The 18,755-nt window shown below is 70.1% G+C and carries 18 protein-coding genes; 6 read left to right on the top strand and 12 right to left on the bottom strand.

Features of this window, described 5'->3' with window-relative positions:
• Nucleotides 1-3: 3 nt before the first annotated feature.
• Entirely contained in the window at nt 4-1,743 is a 1,740-nt protein-coding gene (locus AC1MEQ_RS14110; protein ID WP_479791601.1) for a DUF7059 domain-containing protein, read from the bottom strand.
• Between AC1MEQ_RS14110 and AC1MEQ_RS14105 the strand changes: the two genes are divergently transcribed.
• On the top strand, nt 1,742-2,305 hold the full coding sequence (locus AC1MEQ_RS14105; RefSeq protein ID WP_479791600.1) for a GNAT family N-acetyltransferase: 564 nt from the start codon (nt 1,742-1,744) through the stop codon (nt 2,303-2,305). The genes AC1MEQ_RS14110 and AC1MEQ_RS14105 overlap by 2 nt on opposite strands.
• Here AC1MEQ_RS14105 and trhO read toward each other — a convergent pair.
• Nucleotides 2,260-3,186, bottom strand: a complete 927-nt coding sequence (trhO, locus tag AC1MEQ_RS14100; protein ID WP_479791599.1) for an oxygen-dependent tRNA uridine(34) hydroxylase TrhO — start codon at nt 3,184-3,186, stop codon at nt 2,260-2,262. The two genes, AC1MEQ_RS14105 and trhO, sit on opposite strands and share 46 nt — an antisense overlap.
• 165 nt (nt 3,187-3,351) lie before the next feature.
• Between trhO and AC1MEQ_RS14095 the strand changes: the two genes are divergently transcribed.
• A complete protein-coding gene (locus AC1MEQ_RS14095) occupies nt 3,352-4,017 on the top strand; it encodes a GNAT family N-acetyltransferase (RefSeq protein WP_479791598.1) in 666 nt (221 codons plus the stop codon).
• 40 nt (nt 4,018-4,057) lie between these two features.
• Nucleotides 4,058-6,388: a DEAD/DEAH box helicase gene (locus tag AC1MEQ_RS14090; protein WP_479791597.1), complete on the top strand. Its 2,331-nt coding sequence runs from the start codon at nt 4,058-4,060 to the stop codon at nt 6,386-6,388.
• Here the strand turns inward: AC1MEQ_RS14090 and AC1MEQ_RS14085 are convergent.
• From AC1MEQ_RS14085 to ssd, 7 genes are all read right to left on the bottom strand, one after another.
• Nucleotides 6,385-6,819 (bottom strand): Rv3654c family TadE-like protein, encoded by a 435-nt coding sequence (locus AC1MEQ_RS14085; RefSeq protein WP_479791596.1) that lies wholly within the window; start codon nt 6,817-6,819, stop codon nt 6,385-6,387. The genes AC1MEQ_RS14090 and AC1MEQ_RS14085 overlap by 4 nt on opposite strands.
• Nucleotides 6,809-7,189: a TadE family type IV pilus minor pilin gene (locus AC1MEQ_RS14080; protein WP_479791595.1), complete on the bottom strand. Its 381-nt coding sequence runs from the start codon at nt 7,187-7,189 to the stop codon at nt 6,809-6,811. Before AC1MEQ_RS14080 ends, AC1MEQ_RS14085 begins: the two co-directional genes overlap by 11 nt.
• Nucleotides 7,190-7,198: 9 nt before the next feature.
• Nucleotides 7,199-7,411, bottom strand: a complete 213-nt coding sequence (locus tag AC1MEQ_RS14075; RefSeq protein WP_479791594.1) for a DUF4244 domain-containing protein — start codon at nt 7,409-7,411, stop codon at nt 7,199-7,201.
• 154 nt (nt 7,412-7,565) lie between these two features.
• Entirely contained in the window at nt 7,566-8,114 is a 549-nt protein-coding gene (locus tag AC1MEQ_RS14070; protein ID WP_479796139.1) for a type II secretion system F family protein, read from the bottom strand.
• A complete protein-coding gene (locus AC1MEQ_RS14065; RefSeq protein ID WP_479791593.1) occupies nt 8,114-8,950 on the bottom strand; it encodes a type II secretion system F family protein in 837 nt (278 codons plus the stop codon). The genes AC1MEQ_RS14070 and AC1MEQ_RS14065 overlap by 1 nt, the downstream gene beginning before the upstream one ends.
• On the bottom strand, nt 8,938-10,200 hold the full coding sequence (locus AC1MEQ_RS14060) for a TadA family conjugal transfer-associated ATPase (protein ID WP_479791592.1): 1,263 nt from the start codon (nt 10,198-10,200) through the stop codon (nt 8,938-8,940). The genes AC1MEQ_RS14065 and AC1MEQ_RS14060 overlap by 13 nt, the downstream gene beginning before the upstream one ends.
• Nucleotides 10,197-11,318 carry a septum site-determining protein Ssd gene (ssd, locus tag AC1MEQ_RS14055; protein WP_479791591.1) on the bottom strand — a complete coding sequence of 374 codons (1,122 nt, stop codon included), beginning with the start codon at nt 11,316-11,318 and terminating at the stop codon, nt 10,197-10,199. The genes AC1MEQ_RS14060 and ssd overlap by 4 nt, the downstream gene beginning before the upstream one ends.
• A gap of 133 nt (nt 11,319-11,451) precedes the next feature.
• On the opposite strand from ssd, the gene AC1MEQ_RS14050 reads away from it, so the two are divergent.
• Entirely contained in the window at nt 11,452-13,161 is a 1,710-nt protein-coding gene (locus tag AC1MEQ_RS14050) for a bifunctional 3'-5' exonuclease/DNA polymerase (RefSeq protein WP_479791590.1), read from the top strand.
• Between the two features lie 6 nt (nt 13,162-13,167).
• Here the strand turns inward: AC1MEQ_RS14050 and AC1MEQ_RS14045 are convergent, their stop codons facing one another.
• Genes AC1MEQ_RS14045 through AC1MEQ_RS14035 form a run of 3 tightly spaced genes read right to left on the bottom strand, consistent with a single transcriptional unit; the run spans nt 13,168 to nt 15,979 of the window.
• Nucleotides 13,168-13,902 carry an NUDIX hydrolase gene (locus tag AC1MEQ_RS14045; protein ID WP_479791589.1) on the bottom strand — a complete coding sequence of 245 codons (735 nt, stop codon included), beginning with the start codon at nt 13,900-13,902 and terminating at the stop codon, nt 13,168-13,170.
• A complete protein-coding gene (nth, locus tag AC1MEQ_RS14040; RefSeq protein ID WP_479791588.1) occupies nt 13,899-14,714 on the bottom strand; it encodes an endonuclease III in 816 nt (271 codons plus the stop codon). Before nth ends, AC1MEQ_RS14045 begins: the two co-directional genes overlap by 4 nt.
• Before the next feature lie 2 nt (nt 14,715-14,716).
• A complete protein-coding gene (locus AC1MEQ_RS14035) occupies nt 14,717-15,979 on the bottom strand; it encodes an ICP22 family protein (RefSeq protein ID WP_479791587.1) in 1,263 nt (420 codons plus the stop codon).
• A 245-nt stretch (nt 15,980-16,224) separates the two neighbouring features.
• Between AC1MEQ_RS14035 and acs the strand changes: the two genes are divergently transcribed.
• Both acs and aroQ read left to right on the top strand, forming a co-directional pair.
• A complete protein-coding gene (gene acs / locus AC1MEQ_RS14030) occupies nt 16,225-18,207 on the top strand; it encodes an acetate--CoA ligase (protein ID WP_479791586.1) in 1,983 nt (660 codons plus the stop codon).
• Between the two features lie 81 nt (nt 18,208-18,288).
• Nucleotides 18,289-18,753, top strand: coding sequence for a type II 3-dehydroquinate dehydratase (gene aroQ / locus AC1MEQ_RS14025; RefSeq protein WP_479791585.1), 465 nt, complete (start codon nt 18,289-18,291; stop codon nt 18,751-18,753).
• The last annotated feature ends 2 nt before the right edge of the window (nt 18,754-18,755 follow it).

Below are 18,755 nucleotides of genomic sequence, written 5' to 3'. Positions count from 1 at the left end.
ACTTTAGCCTTTGTTTCGCATTTCCGTCAGGAACCCCTGTGTAACAAGTCGGCCAACACTGGCCAGTAGGCCCTCCACGGTCTCGTCGGGGTCGCCCTCGATGAGCGACGCCACGGCCTGGGCCAGGACGCCGACGGTGTATTCGCCGTCGCAGGCGGAAACGAATCCGGCCTCCTGCGACGAGAGCAATGCGGTCCGGCGGAGGCCCGCCCCTTGGCGCAGGAGGATCACGCCGGGGTGCTCCGCGCCCGGTCGCTGGTGCCGCTCCTCGGTGACGTCGTCCGCCACCTGGAGCAGCAGATCGGCCACGTCGCGATCGGCCAGCGAGTCGGCGGCGTCGATCTGGGCCCCGAGGTGGGGCCCAATGGGCTGCTCGATCGGATAGGTGATCTCCTCGAACCGAACACCGAACGGCATCCGGCCGGGTACTGCCGGACGCCGCAACCAGAGCATTCCGAAACCGATCTCCTGCACCTTCCGCGTGGCGAAATCCGCGAGGTAGTCGGCGTAGGAGGCGGCGTAGGCATCCCGGTCCCGGCCCTGCGAAGCGTCGCGGAGCCAGGTTTCCGCATACAGGGCCGGTTCGGTGCGGTCGCGCTGGATGAACCAGGCCTCCATCCCCTCCCGCACCCAGGACCGCGGCCTCCGGCTCCAGTCATCAGGGGAATTGTCATTGGTTGACTTATCGACCATGGTGACGACGTTTGTCTCTTGGGTCGAGTCCTCGCCTGAACTGGTTGCCATCTCCCAATTCGCCAGCATCTGCGCCTCGCCGCCGGGGGCGAGGACGTCGGGGAGCCCGCGCACCAGTGACTCGACGAGCGAATCCCCCGCCATGCCACCGTCGCGATAGGTGAACTGGTCCTCGGAGCGCTCGCCCGCATGCCGCGGGGTGATCACAAAGGGCGGATTCGAGACCACCAGGTCGAAGCGCTCCCCCTCCACGGGTTCGAGCAATGAACCCAGGCGAAGCTCCACCCGGTCCTCGAGGCGGGCCGGGTCCACGTGGAGGGCCTGGTGGTTGAGCAGCAGGTTGAACCTGGTGAAGGCCAGGGCGCGCTCCGAGACGTCGGTGGCCACGATCTGGCGGCAGTGCGGCAGGAGGTGGAAGAGCTGGACGCCGCAGCCGGTCCCGAGATCCAGCGCGCGGTCCACCGGGCGTCGGATCACGGCCTGGGCCAAGGTCAGCGATGCTTGTCCGATGCCGAGCACGTGGTCGTGTCCCAGCACTCCCGGCCGCTGGTGTGCCCCGAGATCGCTGGCCACCCAGACCTCCGCGTCCGCGTCGCTGGCATGGGGGCGGACATCGACGGCCGCCCGGAACAGCCCGCCGTCGGGTTCGATCAGTCCGAGCCGAAGGGCACCGACGGCCCCGAGCCGTGGAAGGGCGGCGCCCACTTGCCCGGGATCCAGTGGCATTCCCAGCAGCCAGAGCCTGACGAGGTATACCAAGGGGGCCGGCTCCCCGCGGGAGATGGCATCGTCGCTGGCCAGCATCGCCGGGACGATCTGGTCGCGCCCGAGCGCCTCGTGGGCCGGCTCGCCCAGGAGGGCGGTCACGGCGTCGTGGTGGTAGCGCGCGGCACGCAGGTCAGCGGCCAGCGCCTCCAGCAGTTCCTGGTCGTCGCTGCGCGGGGCATGGTCAATGACGGCAAAGGCATCCGTAGTATTCACGCTGCAGAGCCTAGTGGCCGATAGGCTTCCGGTGCATAGGCCACCACACACACTTCCAGGAGCTGCCATGCCCCAGGTCACCACCACGTCGCTGGAGATGCTCTCCGTCGACGCACTCCGCCCCTCTTCCCGGGCCCTGCCGGCGGGATGCAGCATCGAGCGTGTCCGCGATATCACGCCCGAGTTCAGCAAGTTCCTCTACCGGTCGGTGGGTAGCGGATGGAACTGGGCAGACCGGCTGCCCCTGACGCGCCGCCAGTGGGCCGATGTTGTCAGCCGTCCGGGCTGCGAGACGTGGGTGCTCACCGTCGACGGCGCGCCGGGCGGCTACCTCGAGCTCGCCGGCTCACCCGACGGCGTGGTGGAGATCGTCTATTTCGGCTTGTTCCCCGAACAGCTCGGCCGCGGATTGGGTGGGCCGTTGCTCGGGGAGGGCACGGCGCGTGCCTGGGACCTGCACACCAGGTGGCCGGGCATCGCCCCGGTCCGCCGCGTCTGGGTCCATACGTGCTCGCTGGATGGCCCGGCGGCACTGGCCAACTACCGGGCCCGCGGTTTCGAGGTCTTCGCCGTCGAGGAGGCCGATCAGGTGGTGGTCGACGCCTCGACGGACTGGCGGCCGGAAGCGTAGCAATCGGGGCAGAGCCGCAGGGCGTCATCGGCTGCGCAGTCGGGGCAGAACAGCCGCAGCTTGCGGCAGGACGGTGTGGCACAGTTCTCGAACTTGTTCGTCGGGGCCTCGCATCCCACGCAGCGGCCGACGGTAACTGCCTCCGGAGTGAACTCCAGGTGCATGCGCCGGTCGAATACATAGAGCGACCCCTCCCATAGGCCCTGGTCGCCGTACTGCTCGCCGTAGCGCGCAATGCCTCCCTTGAGCTGGTAGACCTCGCGGAAACCTCGATTGACCATCAGGGAGGAGAGCACCTCGCAGCGGATGCCGCCGGTGCAATACGTGACCACGGGCTTGTTCTTGAGTTCGTCGTACTTGCCCGAGTCGAGTTCCCGGATGAAGTCGTGCGTGGTCTCGACCTGGGGCACCACGGCGTCCTTGAACTTGCCGATCTGTGCTTCGAAGGCGTTGCGCCCGTCGAAGAACACCACCTCTTCCCCGGCCGCGCGCCGGCTGTCCACCAGTTCGTGCACCTGTTCCGGGCTCAGGTGCCGGCCACCACCCTGCACCCCGTCCACCGTCACCTTGAGCTCGCCCGGGGCTCCGAAGGAGACGATCTCGTCACGGACCTTGACCGATATCCGGGGGAAGTCCTCGGCCGAACCGTCGCTCCATTTGACGTCCATCCGATGGAAGGCCGGGTACTCGCGGGTGGCCTTCACGTACTGCTTGACCGCGTGGATCTCGCCGCCGGCGGTCCCGTTGATGCCGTCCCTCGAGATCAGGATGCGTCCCCGGAGCCCCCACTGTTCGAGCAGCGAGCGCTGCCAGAGACGGATGGCCTCCGGGTCGGCAAGCGGGGTGAAGGCGTAGAAGAGGACGATGCGGTGCTGGGACATTCGTTAAGCGTAATGCGCGGAAACGGGTCCTGCCGTGCCGCTGCGCCCGAGCCTTCCACGGCCCGACGGCGAAGATGCGAAACGATGTTAACAATTCACTACCAAATGGAAACTGTTACGGCATCGGATCCCCTCATGCACCCGGCACCGGGTAATGTCGGCAGCATGGGATCGACTGCGAACGACAATTTGATTGGCACCTGGGTCACCGGCTGGGTGGGTGCACGCGGCTATGAAAGCCGCCAGGAAGGGCGCGTCCATGCCGCCCTTCGCCACGACACCAGCGGCGACTGGGAATACATCATCCACGAGCCCAGCGCCGAGGAGCTCGTGGCCGTCGGCGAAACCCTGAACAAGCACCCTGCACGCCGGCTGACCGCGGTCACCGGCGACTCGCATTCAGTCAGCGAAGCGGCCCTCGCGGCCGGGCTGAGCGTTGTCGCAGCGGACGAGGCGCTGATGGTCGCCGACATGACCGGACAGGATGTCGAGTCCCCCCTGCCGGCCGAGGGTTTCACGATCGAAACCGAGCGCGACGGCAAGCACTCCTATGTCTCCATCCACCTTGAGGACGATCCCGAGGTTGTCGCCGCCAGCGGACATGTCGCGGTGGTCGACGAATTCGCCGTCTTCGACCGGATCATCACTGCCCCCGACTTCCGCCGCAAGGGCCTGGGCAGCCTGGTCATGCGCGCCCTGGTGTCCCTGGCGCTCGAGCACGACGTCGAGGAGGGCCTGCTGGTCGCCTCGGTCGACGGCCAGGCCCTGTACCAGTTCCTGGGTTGGACCCCCATCGGCACGATCGTGACACTTGAGGGCCAGCGGGACTGAGCACGCCCACGGTGTCGGCCGTCGATGCCACAATGGTGCGGTGACCGAACACCATCCACTCGTTGCCCAGTTGGGGCACGGCGTTTCACCGGAGACGCTGACGCATGTCCGCGTCGTGCCGGCCCGCGAGGCGGTGCTTGGCCCGTGGCCCGAGTGGGTGCACCCGGAGGTGGTCGAGGCCTTTGGCCGCTCGGGTGCCGGCAGCCCATGGCTGCATCAAGTGCAGGCGGCCATGAGCGCCCACGAGGGCCACCACACGATCGTGGCGACGGGCACTGCGTCGGGCAAGTCACTGGCATACCTGCTGCCGACCCTGGATGCGATCCACCGGGCCGAGCTCGACCAGACCGTGACCTTGCAGGCCAGCGGAGCCGTCGTGCTCTACCTCTCCCCCACCAAGGCCCTGGCTGCAGACCAACAATCGGCCTTGGCGGGCCTGGGCCTGCCGACGCTCAAAGTCGCCACGTACGACGGCGATACCGATCCCGGCGAACGCCGGTGGATCCGCGACCATGCGAACTTCGTGCTGACGAATCCCGACATGCTCCACTTCGGCGTCCTGCCCAACCACCCGGCATGGGCCCGCTTCTTCCGACGCCTCTCCTACGTCATCGTGGACGAGGCCCACAGTTATCGGGGGGTCTTCGGCTCCCATGTCGCCAATCTCCTGCGGCGCCTCCGAAGGATCTGCGACCACTATGGGGCGACCCCGGTGTTCATCGGGGCGTCGGCGACCAGTTCCGAACCGGGACGTTCGTTCGGGCGGCTCATCGGCGCCGAGGCCTCCGAAGTGACCACCGACTTTTCGCCCCACGGCCAGACCGTCGTCGCCCTGTGGGAGCCGCCGCTGACCGATTCACGTGGGGAGAACGGCGCACCGGTGCGGCGGACCGTCATCGCCGAAACCGCGGACCTGTTGGCCAACCTGGTCAGCGCGCAGGTCCGGACCATCGCCTTCATCAAGTCACGACGTGGGGCCGAGACCATTTCCACCATCGCCCGCCGTCTGGTCGACGAGATCCATCCCAGCCTCCCGGGCCGGATCGCAGCCTACCGCTCGGGCTACCTTCCGGAGGAACGGCGGGCCCTGGAGCGCCAGCTGCGCAGCGGCGAGCTCCTCGGAATCGCCTCGACGTCGGCACTGGAACTGGGCATCGACATCGCCGGCCTGGATACCGTGCTGGTCGCCGGGTGGCCCGGGACCAGGGCGTCCTTCTTCCAGCAGATCGGCCGGGCAGGACGCGCCGGCCAAGACGCCCTGGCAGCTTTCGTGGCCAGCGACGATCCACTGGATACCTATCTGGTCCACCACCCGGAGGCGATCTTCGATGCCTCGGTGGAAGCCACCGTCTTCGACCCGTCCAATCCCTATGTGCTGGGTCCACACCTCTGCGCGGCAGCCGCCGAACAGCCACTGCGCCTCGAGGAGGTCCACCTCTTCGGGCCCTCCGCAGGAGAACTCCTGGATTCCCTGGTCGACCGCGGATACCTTCGGCGCCGCCCGTCGGGCTGGTTTTGGACCCACCCTGAAAGCGCCGCCTCGATGGTGAACCTGCGGGCGGACGGGGGAGGGCCGATGAACATCATCGATGCCCAGACCGGCGCGCTACTCGGGACGATGGATTCGCCGCAAACCCAATACCAGGCCCACACGGGGGCCGTATATGTCCACCAGGGCTCGACCTACGTGGTGGAGGAGCTCAACGAGCAGGACCACTGCGTGCTGGTGAACCGGGCAACGCCCGACTACTACACGCAGGCACGCGACATCACCACGATCGACGTGATCGAGACACAACGCACCCGCGACTGGGGACCGACGCAGGTGCATTTCGGAGACGTCAAGGTCACCACCCAGGTGGTCTCCTTCCAACGCAAGGCGGTGGCCAGCAACGAGGTGCTGGGCGAGGAGCCGCTGGAGCTCGACGCCCGCGACCTGTTCACCAAGGCCATCTGGTTCACGGTGCCCGAGCGGGAGATGGCCAGTGCGGGCATCCTGCCCGATGCGGCCCCGGGAGCCCTGCACGCCGCAGAACATGCTTCCATCGGCATGCTCCCATTGGTGGCATCCAGCGATCGCTGGGACATCGGTGGCGTATCCACCGCGCTTCATATGGATACCGGAATGCCGACCATCTTCGTCTATGACGGCTATCCGGGCGGAGCCGGTTTCGTGGAGCGCGCGTTCGAACGCGTCACCACCTGGTTGAGCGCGACCCGCGAGGCGATCATGGCCTGCGAATGCGATGCCGGATGCCCCTCCTGCGTCCAGTCGCCCAAGTGCGGCAACCGGAACAATCCCCTGGACAAGGCCGGCGCCGTCACGTTGCTGGGGCTGCTGCTGCGCCACGCCCGGCTCGCAGCGAACTAGCCCGGCGGCCGCCAGGGTCGGGTCGGCGGCCCGGCCCGGGATCGGCCGGCTCCTTCCACTCCCAATCCGGCCAGCCAGTCCGTTCCGGGGCCCACGGCCACCGAGGTCCAGACCTCGACGATGACGCCGTCGGGCGTCGACCTCCGGCAATCCACCAGCCGTGCACCGTTGCGCGCGGCGACGTCCGCGGCAACACCACACGGTTCACCCGGGGACAGGCCACGCGCGGCATCGGCGCCAGCCAGCGCGGCCAGGTCCGCGGCACTGGCCGCCCTGCCCCCCGCAGAGACCGCCGCGGTGACCGCCAGGATGGCCAAGAGCCCGAAGACCGATGCGGCCACCAGTGCCACGACGAGCACGGTCCCCGAACCGCGCTGCGTGACGCCGGAGCCGCGCGTGAGCCAGCGGGCTCGGGGCACTTCATCGCCCATCGCCGCCACCTGGCCCACCGCTTCCGACTTCGGGTTTGGCTTCCGCATATGCGGAGAGCACCAGCAGTTCGGGCCCGCCGAACCATGGCAACGTGAACCGCGTGCTGACCTCCACGCGGCGATACGGACCGGCAGTGCCGATCCTGATGCGCGCCGCATCCCCTGCCAGCCGGTGTCCTGTCTCGAGTGCGCCGGCCGAGGTCTCGCCGCGGGCAATTTCCCTCGCGGTTGCCCGGGCTGCCTGCTCCAGCCTCACCTGGGTGGTGCCGCAGACGCCGACCCCCAAGGCCAGCGCGAGAAAGGCGGCCACGGCCGGCAGCAGCACGGCGAACTCCGCCGTGCTGCTGCCACGTTGATGGGTGAAAGGCATGGTCCGGGCCTAAAAGGACAGGGCCTGCCGGACTAGGCCCATCAACAGCTCGCGCACATCGCCACTGCTCAGGATGCCGACCAGCAGGCCGGCGAATCCGACGGCCGCCAGGGCAACAATCGCGAATTCCGCGGTGGCGATGCCGTCCTCGTCCGTAAGGGGTGCTGCCTCGGGTTCCCGGCTCCGCGTCATCGCTGTGGTCGATGATTGGTTCTCGTTCATGTTCTTTCCTGCTTTCCATCGATACCGGCCCCACCCCGGGGCCTGACTCCACTGTGATCCGCTCCAAATGCCGGCGGCCCGTCACCCCGACGGGATCTGGAAAACCCGGACGACTGGGCCCTTGTGGGGGGCTCGTCTTCCGCCCGGCCAGCACCTATCCGGCATCCGGCAGCAGGGCCATCACGACGGGGACGATGCCCAGGCAGATGAACGCCGGGAGCGCGCAGACACCCAACGGGATGACCAGCTTCACTCCCAGCTCCGCTGCCTGCTTTTCGGATCTTCGGGCCTCGGCTCGCCGTTCTTGTTCCGCCGCCGCCCGCAGCAGATCAGCGGTCGCGGCACCTGTGAGCTGGGCAAAGGCGAGCGCCTCACCCAGACCGCGCAGGGTGGGAGGGGCGGCCTGCCAGGCCCGGCGCCACCCCACTCCGAGTTCCAGGGAGCGGACGACCGGCCCCAATCCCCTACATGGTTCGACGTCCCGGGCCAAGGTGGCCAGGGCGCGGTCCACCGGCAAACCGGAATCAAGCAAGGTGGCCGCAAGTTCGAGCAGGAGGGGTGCGTCCGCGGCGGCGGGCGGCTGGGATGCCCGTTCCGGTGTACTGCTGGCCAGGGGTCCGCGGCCACTGCGGTGCCGCAAGTACCAAGGTGCGATGGAGCACCAGGCAACAGCACCGGCCAGGAGGGCCGCGATCAGGACCATCACGGGGAGCCCCTCCTTCGTGGCACCCGGCCCCGTCCAGCCGGCCCCGCGCGGCTCAAGAGCCGCCGGCACCATATCGCGTTCGCCCACCACAATGCGGCGCCGGCAGCCAGGCACACACGGCCGGTGGGCGTTCCCACGAGCAGCATGAAGGGGTCGGCACCCATGAGCTGGGCCAACGCCAATCCCAACGCCGGCAACCACGCCAGCAACTTCTGAGTCATGCGTGGTCCCGCCAGGGTCGCGTCCAGGGCGCGGCGGCAGTCCTGTTCGGCCTCCAATTGGCCCGCCAGCCTGTTCAACAGGTCCCCGAGCGGTGCACCGGTGGATTCGGAGAGACGAATGCACCAGCACAACCGCTTCCAAGCATGCCCGTAGCGGGGAGCAGCATGCAGATGCCGTTCGATGCCAACGGAGGGGCCCGCACCTGTTTCATGGGCTATCAGGGCAGCCCGGGAGGCGTCCACGACGTCGTTCGCCGCCCCGGCTGCCCCCGTGGCCACGCCCACCCGCCGCCGGGCAAACCCACTCTCCCGGCCATGATCCGCTGCAGATGCCACTCGTTCGGCCCACGTCGTTTCGAGGAGGGCCCAGGCCTCGACCGGATGCCGTCCCGAACGCAGCAACGCACCCATCTGCCGGATGGCGACCACGTGGGCGTCCAAGTCGTCGGCGGCGGCCGAACGGCGCCAGGGCACGCCCCACCACGCCCGCGGACCGGATAGCGGGTTGCCGACCGGTGCCGACATCTGGGCCCGCGGCCACCGGTGCCCGGCTGGCACGAGCCCACAGGCAATACCGGTGAATAGCGATGCTGCCAGGATCACCAGGGACACGGGATGGACCTCTCGGCCAGCACCTGCGCAAACCAGCCTGCGGACGGTCCGGGTTGCATGCTGGAATCGTCGTCCAGTCGCATGATGGTCGAGACGGCGAGGAATCCCTGGCCATCACCGACCAACCGTCCCAACTCGCGGGGTGTGCGCCGACCAGCCAGGCGCCCCATGTGGATCACCAGATCCAGTGCACTGGAGGCCTGGACGGCGAGCGCCGGGCCCGTCATGCCCGCCAGCGAGGCCAGGGCCGCCAATCGCGCGGGGACCGCTTCGGCCGAACTGGCGTGGACGGTGCCGCCCGCGCCGTCATGTCCGGTATTCATTGCCGTCAGGAAGTCGGCGACCTCGGCCCCCCGGCATTCGCCCACCACCAGCCGGTCGGGTCGCATGCGCAGTGCCTGACGGACCAGGTCCGTCATGCCCACCTCCCCGGCCCCCTCGATGTTCCCCGTCCGGCATTGCAGGCTGACGACGTGGGGATGTGCGGGTTCGAGTTCACGGGCATCCTCGACGATGAGCAGCCGTTCCGAGGGCTCGGCTTCGCCCAACAGCGCACCGAGCAGGGTGGTCTTCCCACTGCCGGTGCCGCCGCTGATCAGGAAGTTCAACCGTGCCCGGATCACGGCCCGCAGCACCGCGTGCCAGGGGTTGGCCGCGCCCCGGGATAAGACCGATCCCAAGCCGGCCGACTTCCCGGCGCGGATGCGCACGGAGATCAGGGGGCCTCCCGCCGAGATCGGCGGCAGGACGGCGTGGATCCGGTATGGCCCCACCACGACATCGGCGAAGGGCTGGGCGCTGTCCAGGCGCCGGCCCCCCGAAGCAGCCAACCGGACGGCGAGCGTCCGGATCTGTTCGGGCTCGGTGAACCTCAACGACGTCGGGACCAACCCACCGTCCCCGTCCCGCCACACCAGCCCCTCGGCATCGACGAGCACATCGGTGGTTCCGGGCTCGTCGGCGACAGGTTGCAGGGGCCCCAGGCCGTGCAGGTCCTCCTGGAGTGCGCGGATCACCTGGGCGGCGCTGCCGCTGCCGACCACCAGGCCGGAGGCGCGGACCGCACCGGCAAGATCTGCACCGGTCAACGGGCCCCCGCCGGACAGGGCCCGCCGGCGCACCTCGTCGAGAACGCGCTCATCCAGTCGTCCACCCGGCTCCCGGTCGGGACCCGAAGATACGGGAACCCACCGACGGCGGCCGTTCTCCCGTCCCGCAGCATGCGGGGAAGCAGCCGGCTGCCCGGTCATGACGCAACCTTCTCGAGGCCGGTAGCGCCCGGCGCCACCGGCCAGCTCCACGCCACCAGCAATTCCACCAGACGTCGGATCCGTGGCCGGGCCAGCACCGAGCCCAGGCGTCCTTCGCGGGACGCGGCCGCCACCACGGCCGCCGGGGGCAGGTAGGCGAGCAGGTCCAGCCCGGCTGCCGAGGCCACGCGTGGGGCGTCCAGGCCGGTCGGCAGGCTCCCGGTCACCACGATCCGCCAGGGGACCCCTGCATCCGGCCCGGTCGGGGTGAACGCCTGCGCCTGGCCCGGAACCGCCGCCGATGCGACCACCAGCACGGAGTCGGCGAGCAAGCCCAGCGTCTCGTCCATGCCGGCCGTCCGCCCCACATCGACCACGACCGCGTCGAAGCTCCTGCGGGCCGCAGCGAGGACCTCGTTCACCGTCGAACCGGACACCGGCTCCGGACGGCCCCCGGTCCAGGTCAACACGGAGGTCCCGTCGACCTGGGGGAGTATCCCGGCCAGATGCCCGGGGGCGATCTGGCCACGGGAGCGCACCAGGTCCTCCCATCCCACGCCGCCGGACGCCGGACGCCCGAGCAGGGTCCAGATCCCCCGGCTGTGGGGATCGGCGTCGACCACCAACACGCGGCCTCCCTGCCGTCCGCCCGCCAAACCCGTCAGCACGGCCAACGTGGTGGTCCCGGTGCCGCCCGTGGCACCCGAGAATAGCGTGACGCGGCCGTGCCCCGAGTGCAGTTCCCGCTCCCCCAGGAATTCACCCAACCAGGCAGAGGCCTCCGGCAGGATCGCCACGCGGACCCCTGGATCCCTGGCGGCCGCCCGCCAGAGCTCGTCCCTGTCCTCCGCGAAGCCAACGAGGATCAGCGGGATGCGGGGGCCTCCCGGGAGGCCATCCGCGGCGGTATCCGGTCCGAACAGGGCCAGGGTGCAGTTGGGGGGCCAGCGGTCCGGGACGTGCCGTTCGACGGCCAGGACCACCCCGCAGGCGGCCGCAACGAGGGCGACGTGGTCGGCGAGCCCGTCGTCGCGGGTGACGAGCAGGCAGGTGCTGGCTTCCCCGTCTCCGGGCCCGGCGGCCGGGGGTGGTGGGAGATAGGCGGGCAGTTCGTTCATGTCACCACCCTCGTGGTGCCGCCGGCACGTCGAGGACCGCTGACGCTGCCCTGTGGACAAGCCGGGTGGTGGGGCCGGTGCGCGGTGGTTGTGGGGGGCGGGCCAGGCCGCCCGACCCTGCAAGAATGGGAGGGTGCCCGGTTATGCAGTCCTCGCCACCCATTCCACCGCCCAGGCTGCCCCCGGGCAGGGGGTGGCTTCCGCCGTCGTGCAGTTGCTGGACGAGGCCGGCACGGCCGAGGGGCCACCGGTCATGCTGCCCGGTGACCAGCTGGCCGGATTCGTGCGGGAGCTGGAGGCCCGCCGGCCCCGGTGGGTCTGGGCACGGACAGCCGACTGGTATCCGGGGCTGTTGGCCGCCGGGTGCACCGTCGAACGCGCCTGCGATCTGGCGCTGTCGCGGTCGATCCTGCGCCATTCCACGGCCGCCGCAGAGACCGGCTACACCCAGGGGTTGCGCGCCGGCGGCGCCGACCGGGAGGATGCCGATCCGGCGGCCCTGCCCCCGGCCCGGGTGCCGGAGAACCAGGGTGCCCTCTTTTCCGAACCACGTGACGAGCGGACGTCGGTGGAGGCGGTGGCCGCGGAATTCCTCGAACAGCAACGCGCCGTACCCACCACCCCGCCCGGCCGCCGGCTGCAGCTGCTGCTCGCCGCGGAGTCGGCCGGTGCGCTCGTCGCCGCCGAGATGCGCCACCACGGCATCCCGTGGCGCCCCGACGTCCATGAGGCGCTGCTCGCCGATGCGCTGGGCCCGCGCACGGCCCCGGGGGCACGTCCGGCCCGTGCCGAAGAGGTCGCGGTCGAACTGCGTGCGGCCCTGGGGGCACCCGGACTGAACCCGGATTCCCCGCAGGAGCTGTTGCGTGCCCTGCATCGGGTCGGCGTGGACGCCAAGAGCACCGGGCAATGGGAGCTGCGGGAGTACTCCCATCCGGCCCTGGAGGTCCTGCAGCGCTACAAGAAGCTGTCCCGGCTGCATACCGCCAACGGCTGGGCGTGGTTGGACGCCTGGGTGCACGACGGCCGATTCCGGCCCGAATACGTGGTCGGCGGCGTGGTCACCGGCCGGTGGGCCTCCCGCGGCGGGGGCGCGCTGCAGATCCCGCACACGATCCGCGACGCGGTCCGCCCGGACGCGGGACACGTGCTGGTCGTCGCCGATGCCGCCCAGTTGGAACCACGGATCCTCGCCGCGCTGGGCCGCGACAACGGCCTGGCCGATGCGGCCCGCGGCCGGGACCTCTACCAGGGAATTGCCGACCAGGGCTTCGGCGGCGACCGGGCCCACGCGAAGATCGCCATGCTCGGTGCCATGTACGGCTCGACGACCGGGGAGGCAGGACGGCTGATGCCCCAGTTGACCCGAACGTTCCCGCAGGCCATCGGGGTGCTCGAACGGGCCGCCCGGATCGGCGAGGGCGGTGGCGTCGTGGGCACCTGGCTGGGCCGGTGCTCCCCGGCGGCGTCGGAACGCTGGCTGGCCGGCCAGCGGGCCGCCTCCGCAGAGGAGCAACGCCGTGCCGATGGCGCCGCCCGGTCCCGGGGGCGGTTCACCCGCAACTTCGTGGTCCAGGGAACCGCGGCAGAATGGGCGCTGTGCTGGCTGGCGGACATCCGGTTGCGGCTGCGGGCGGCGAAGTCGGAGGGGCGGGACGACGGCGAACTGGTCTTCTTCCTGCACGACGAGGTGATGCTGCACGTGCCCGCCGAAGCGGCCGAACGGGTCTCGTCGATGGTGCAGGAGGCCGCGGAACGGGCGGCGGCGCTGATGTTCGGACGGATTCCCGTGCAGTTCCCGGTCGGCGTCGTGACCGTCGGATCCTACGCCGACGCCAAATGACCCGGATTAGTCGAAGGGGTACGGGCGGACCTTCGCCGCATCCCACGGACGGCTCCAGCCCAGGTCATCGAGCAGCCGCGCCAGCACGATGCCGGTGAAGCCCCAGATGATCCGTCCGTCAATGTCGAAGGCCGGCGAGTGGTGGGTGCGGCCCTCCCGGTTGATCTCGACGCGGAACCGGTTGGCCGGGTCCACCAGGTCGGCCACGGGGACGCGGAAGACCGCTGCCGATTCGCCGGGGTCGACGACGAAGACCTCGCTGGGCCGGTCCCACCAGCCGATCACCGGGGTGACGACGAAGTTGGTGACGGGCAGTTCCGCGGCCGGCAGCTCACCCAGGACCTCGACGCCGTCCGGGTCGAGCCCGGTCTCCTCCTCCGCCTCCCGCAACGCCGCCGCCACGGCTGTCGCATCGGTGTCGTCGATGGTCCCGCCCGGAAACGCGATCTGCCCGGCGTGCTGGCGCAACGTGGCGGCCCGTTCGACGAAGAGCACGTCCAGGTCGGCGGGCACGGTGGTGGCGGTGGCGGCCGCATCGATGTCGTCCAGCCGGCCGAACAGAACCAGCACCGCGGCACGCCGGGCGGAGGCATGGTCCATGCCCTCGAACATCCAGGAGGCGGGGACCCTGCTGATCCCGTCGTCGCCGGCTTCCACCAGCGGTCGGTGGCGTTCGATGACGCCGAGCAGGTCACCGCGGGCATCGAGCGCGGAGTGGGCCCGTGGGACCGGGGCGCTCATGCCCCCAGCCCGTGGCCCAGGGCGCGCAGTTCCCGACGGGTCTTGCCCGCACGCATCAGGTCAAGCAATTCCCCCCGCCCGGGGGCAAGCTCATATTTGAGCAGCTTCGCGGCCTTCACCGGGTCGGTCTCCCCCTCGCCGTAGGACGGGCACAGGGTGGCAACCGGGCAGGCGCCGCAGGCCGGTTTCCTGGCGTGGCAGACCCGGCGCCCATGGAAAACCACGCGGTGCGAGAGCATCGTCCAGTCCCGTTTCTCGAACAACGCGCCCACCGCGTGCTCGACCTTGACCGGATCGGTTTCCTCCGTCCAGCCGAAGCGGCGCGAGAGCCTCAGGAAGTGGGTGTCCACGGTGATGCCCGGGACGTCGAAGGCGTTGCCGAGCACGACGTTGGCCGTCTTGCGCCCCACCCCGGGCAGGGTGACCAGGTCCTGGATCCGCCCGGGGACCACGCCGTCGTGCTCATCGACAATGGCCCGCGCCATGGCCACGATGTTGTTGGCCTTGGCCCGGAAGAATCCGGTCGGCCGGATGAGTTCCTGCACGTCCTCCAGGCCGGCCTCGGCGAGGGCGCGTGGGGTCGGGTACGCGGCGAACAACGCCGGGGTGGTCGCGTTCACGCGCACGTCGGTGGTCTGCGCGGAGAGGATGGTGGCCACGAGCAGCTCGAAGGCGTTCGTGAAGTCCAGCTCCGGAACCGCATACGGATAGGCCTCGCCGAGCAGCCGGTTGATCTTGCGGGCCCGGCGTTTGAGCCCGATGACGGTTTCGCCGCCGCGCGGGCGGGGCGTGGCGGTGCTCGGTGTCGGCACGCTCAGGCCCGTTCGATCCGGCCGAGGTCGCGCAGCACGCCGACGGAGCCGTCGGAATCCTGGACGAGGAACTCGTAGCCGCGGTCCTCCAGGGCCAGGATCCACTCTCCCGGTTCGAGGACGAAGGCGTTGCGGCCCGTGGCCTCGCTGACCGCGGTGCGGCGGTCGGGCACGGCGAACCAGAAGGCCTGGTGTTCGGGCCCGTCGTGGCCGGAACTGGTGGCCGTGAACGAGACCTCCTCCTGCTCCGCGGCCACCGGGGTCTTCGGCGCCGTCTGGCCGGGAGGGCCCACTGCGTCCTCCCCCGATGTGGCCGTGTTCCCACCGACGGCGGGGCCGACCGTGGTTTCTGGCGCGGGGGCGTCCTGCGTGTCGGCTTCGGACGTTGTGGGAGCGTCGGTGGCGCCCGCCAACCCGTCCTCGGACGCGGCTTCGTCCGGCTGGGTCCCGGCGGCATCACCGGCGGCATCGCCGGTGGTGGCGGACGGCGCATCGCCCCCGGAGTCGGCCTGCGGGTCGGCCAGGGCCGGATCGACGGCCGGCCCCTCCCCCGGCTCTTCGGCACCCGGGCGCGGCCAGGCACCCGGGGTGGGCTCCGGCGTCGTGCTGTGGGTGGCTGCGAGGCCGGTGGCCACCGAGGGCACCGTGGACTGGTCCGCCTGCTCGGCCGGGGTGTGGGCCTGCGGATGGACCGGGGCCGGCGGATGGACCGGGGCCGCACCGGCGCCGGCTGTGCCCGCCGTGCCGGACGCGCGGGGAGCACGGGGTGCGCGGGGTGCACTGGGACGGATCGGGCGGGTCAGCAGGGCGGTCTTCCCGGGGGCGAAGTCGAGGACGAAGCCCGGGATGTACGGGGCCGCTGCGGTGCCGCCGGCCATGACGAGGGAGCCGAGCAGGCCCAACAGGAAGGCGGGGTTCATCGACATGACCGAGGAGATGAAGAAGTACAGGATGCCCAGCAGCGAAACCACCGAGGCCAGCTGGTCCAGGGTCAGGGAGCCGGCCGTGACCTTCGTGCGGCCGGAGAGGCGCCGCCAGGCGAAGGCCACCCCGACAACCACCGGCAGGGCCAGGGTGATGAACTGGTTGAACGCCGTCGTATGGAAGGTCCACACGTTGGCGTAGGAACCGCCGCCGACCTGGAACGGCACGACGGATCCGATCAGCAGCAGCAGCGCGCCGGCCATCACCACGATCTCGCGCAGCGTGAATGGGCCGGCCAACGCCGGGGCGGTCCCCGACGGATCGGCGGAGGATGTGGCCACGATGACTCCTTTCGCCGCCATCTGCGTGGCGGGCTGCGGTCTGCTTCGGTTCCCAGCCTATAGAGGACGGCCGTGGCGCGGATGCAGGTTCGGGCTCATTTTTGCCTCCGAAGGGCCCGGAATCAACCGTTCACCGCAGAATCGTCGCGGTGAACGTCTCACACCGTGACGGAGGACACGCTGATGTGCGATCGGTTGTAGCCTGACTCACAGCACCCATATTCCGCTCCGAAAGGATCGACATCGTGTCGGACAAGCACTCCACCCTCGACAACCTGTCACATGAGGACCGCAGTTTTGCGCCCAGCGCCGGTTTCGCCGCCACCGCAGTGGCCCGCGAGGACCTGTACCAGCGGGCCGCCGATGACCGGCTGGGCTACTGGGCCGACCGGGCCCGCGAGGTCCTGACGTGGGACACCGATTTCACGCAGACGCTCGACTGGTCCGGGGCCCCGGTGGCGAAATGGTTCGTCGGCGGCAAGGTCAATGCGGCCTACAACGCCCTGGACCGCCACGTCGAGGCCGGCAACGGCGACCGGGTGGCCATCCACTTCGAGGGCGAACCGGGCGATACCCGCACCTACACCTATGCGCAGCTGACCGACGAGGTCAAGCGCGCCGCCAACGCGTTCGCATCCCTCGGCGTGTCCAAGGGCGACCGGGTCGCCGTCTACCTGCCGATGATCCCCGAGGCCGTCATCACCATGCTGGCCTGCGCCCGGATCGGGGCCATCCACTCGGTCGTCTTCGGCGGGTTCTCTGCCGACGCGCTGCGCAGCCGCATCGACGACGCCGAGGCCAAGCTCGTCGTCACCGCCGACGGCACCTGGCGCCGCGGCAAGCCCAGCCCGCTCAAGCCCGCCGTCGACGAGGCCGTCGCCAACTGCGCCGGCTCGGTGCAGAACGTGCTGGTCGTCAAGCGCAATGGCGAGGACGTCGCCTGGACCGACGGGCTGGACCTCTGGTGGGACGACGTCGTGCCCGCCGCCTCCGGCGAGCACACGGCCGAGGGCCACGACTCCGAACACCCACTGTTCGTGCTCTACACCTCGGGCACCACCGGCAAGCCCAAGGGCATCATCCACACCACCGGCGGCTACCTGGTGCAGAACGCCGTCACCCACCGCGACACCTTCGACCTGCACCCCGAGAGCGACGTCTTCTGGTGCACCGCCGACATCGGCTGGGTCACCGGGCACAGCTACGTCACCTACGGCCCGCTGGTCAACGGCGCCACCCAGGTCATCTACGAGGGCACCCCCGATTCGCCGCACCAGGGCCGCTGGTGGGAGATCGTCCAGAAGTACGGCGTCTCGATCCTCTACACCGCCCCCACCGCCATCCGCACCATGATGAAGTGGGGCCGTGAGATCCCCGACGGCTACGACCTCTCCTCGCTGCGCGTGCTCGGCTCCGTCGGCGAACCCATCAACCCCGAGGCGTGGATGTGGTACCGCGACGTCATCGGGACCAACGCCGGGGCCAACGGCGAGCGCAAGGTCGAACCCACCCCGATCGTGGACACCTGGTGGCAGACCGAGACCGGCGCCCACATGATCGCCCCGCTGCCCGGGGTCACCGCGACCAAGCCCGGATCGGCCCAAGTGGCGGTACCGGGCATCACCGTGGACGTCGTCGACGAGAACGGCGCGTCCGTGGCGGACGGCGAGGGTGGCTACCTGGTCATCCGCGACCCGTGGCCGGCGATGCTGCGCGGCATCTGGGGCGACATGCAGCGCTACCAGGACACCTACTGGTCGCGGTTCGAGGGGATGTACTTCGCCGGCGACGGCGCCAAGAAGGACGACGACGGGGACATCTGGCTGTTGGGCCGGGTCGACGACGTCATGAACGTCTCGGGTCACCGCCTCTCCACCACGGAGATCGAGTCCTCGCTGGTCGCCAACTCGCTGGTCGCCGAGGCCGCCGTCGTCGGCGCCAAGGACGAGACCACCGGCGAGGCGGTCTACGCGTTCGTCATCCTGCAGCGCGAGCCCGAGGACGGGGAGGACGTCGTGGCACTGCTGCGCGCCCACGTGGCCAAGGAGATCGGTGCCATCGCGAAGCCGCGCGGCATCTTCGTGGTCCCGGAACTGCCCAAGACGCGTTCGGGCAAGATCATGCGCCGCCTGCTCAAGGACGTCGCCGAGGGCCGCGAGGTCGGCGACTCGACCACGCTGGCCGATGCCACGGTGATGCAGCAGATCGCCGACTCCGTGCGCCGCTGACCCGCGCTCCGGCTACCGCCGGATCCTGCCACGCCCCGTCACACACCAGCTGTGGGCGGGGCGTGGGGGTTTAATGGGGCCATGACTGACTCCGCTCCCGACTCCGCTTCGGCACCCCTGCGCATCCTGGTCCTCAACGGCCCCAACCTGAACCTGCTGGGCACCCGCGAACCGGCGATCTACGGCACGGCGACCCTGGACGACGTCGAGGCGCTGTGCCGGGACCGGGCCGCCGCGCACGGGCTGGAGGTCGACTTCACCCAGTCCAACCACGAGGGCGTGCTCATCGACGCCATCCACGCCGCCCGCGGGACGGCGGCCGGCATCGTCATCAACCCGGGCGCCTTCACGCACACCTCGATCGCCATCGCCGACGCCATCGCCGCCGTCGAGCTGCCCGTCATCGAGGTCCACCTCTCCAACGTCCACGCCCGCGAGGCGTTCCGCCACCACTCCTACGTCTCCCCGGTCGCCGCCGCGGTCTTCATCGGTGCCGGGATCAACGGGTACAGCTACGCCATCGACCAGCTCGCCACGCGCGGCTAGGC

Source organism: Arthrobacter sp. ASL1 (assembly GCF_056680475.1).
Note: the sequence above shows the minus strand (reverse complement) of the source record. Positions and strands in the feature narration are given on the sequence as shown.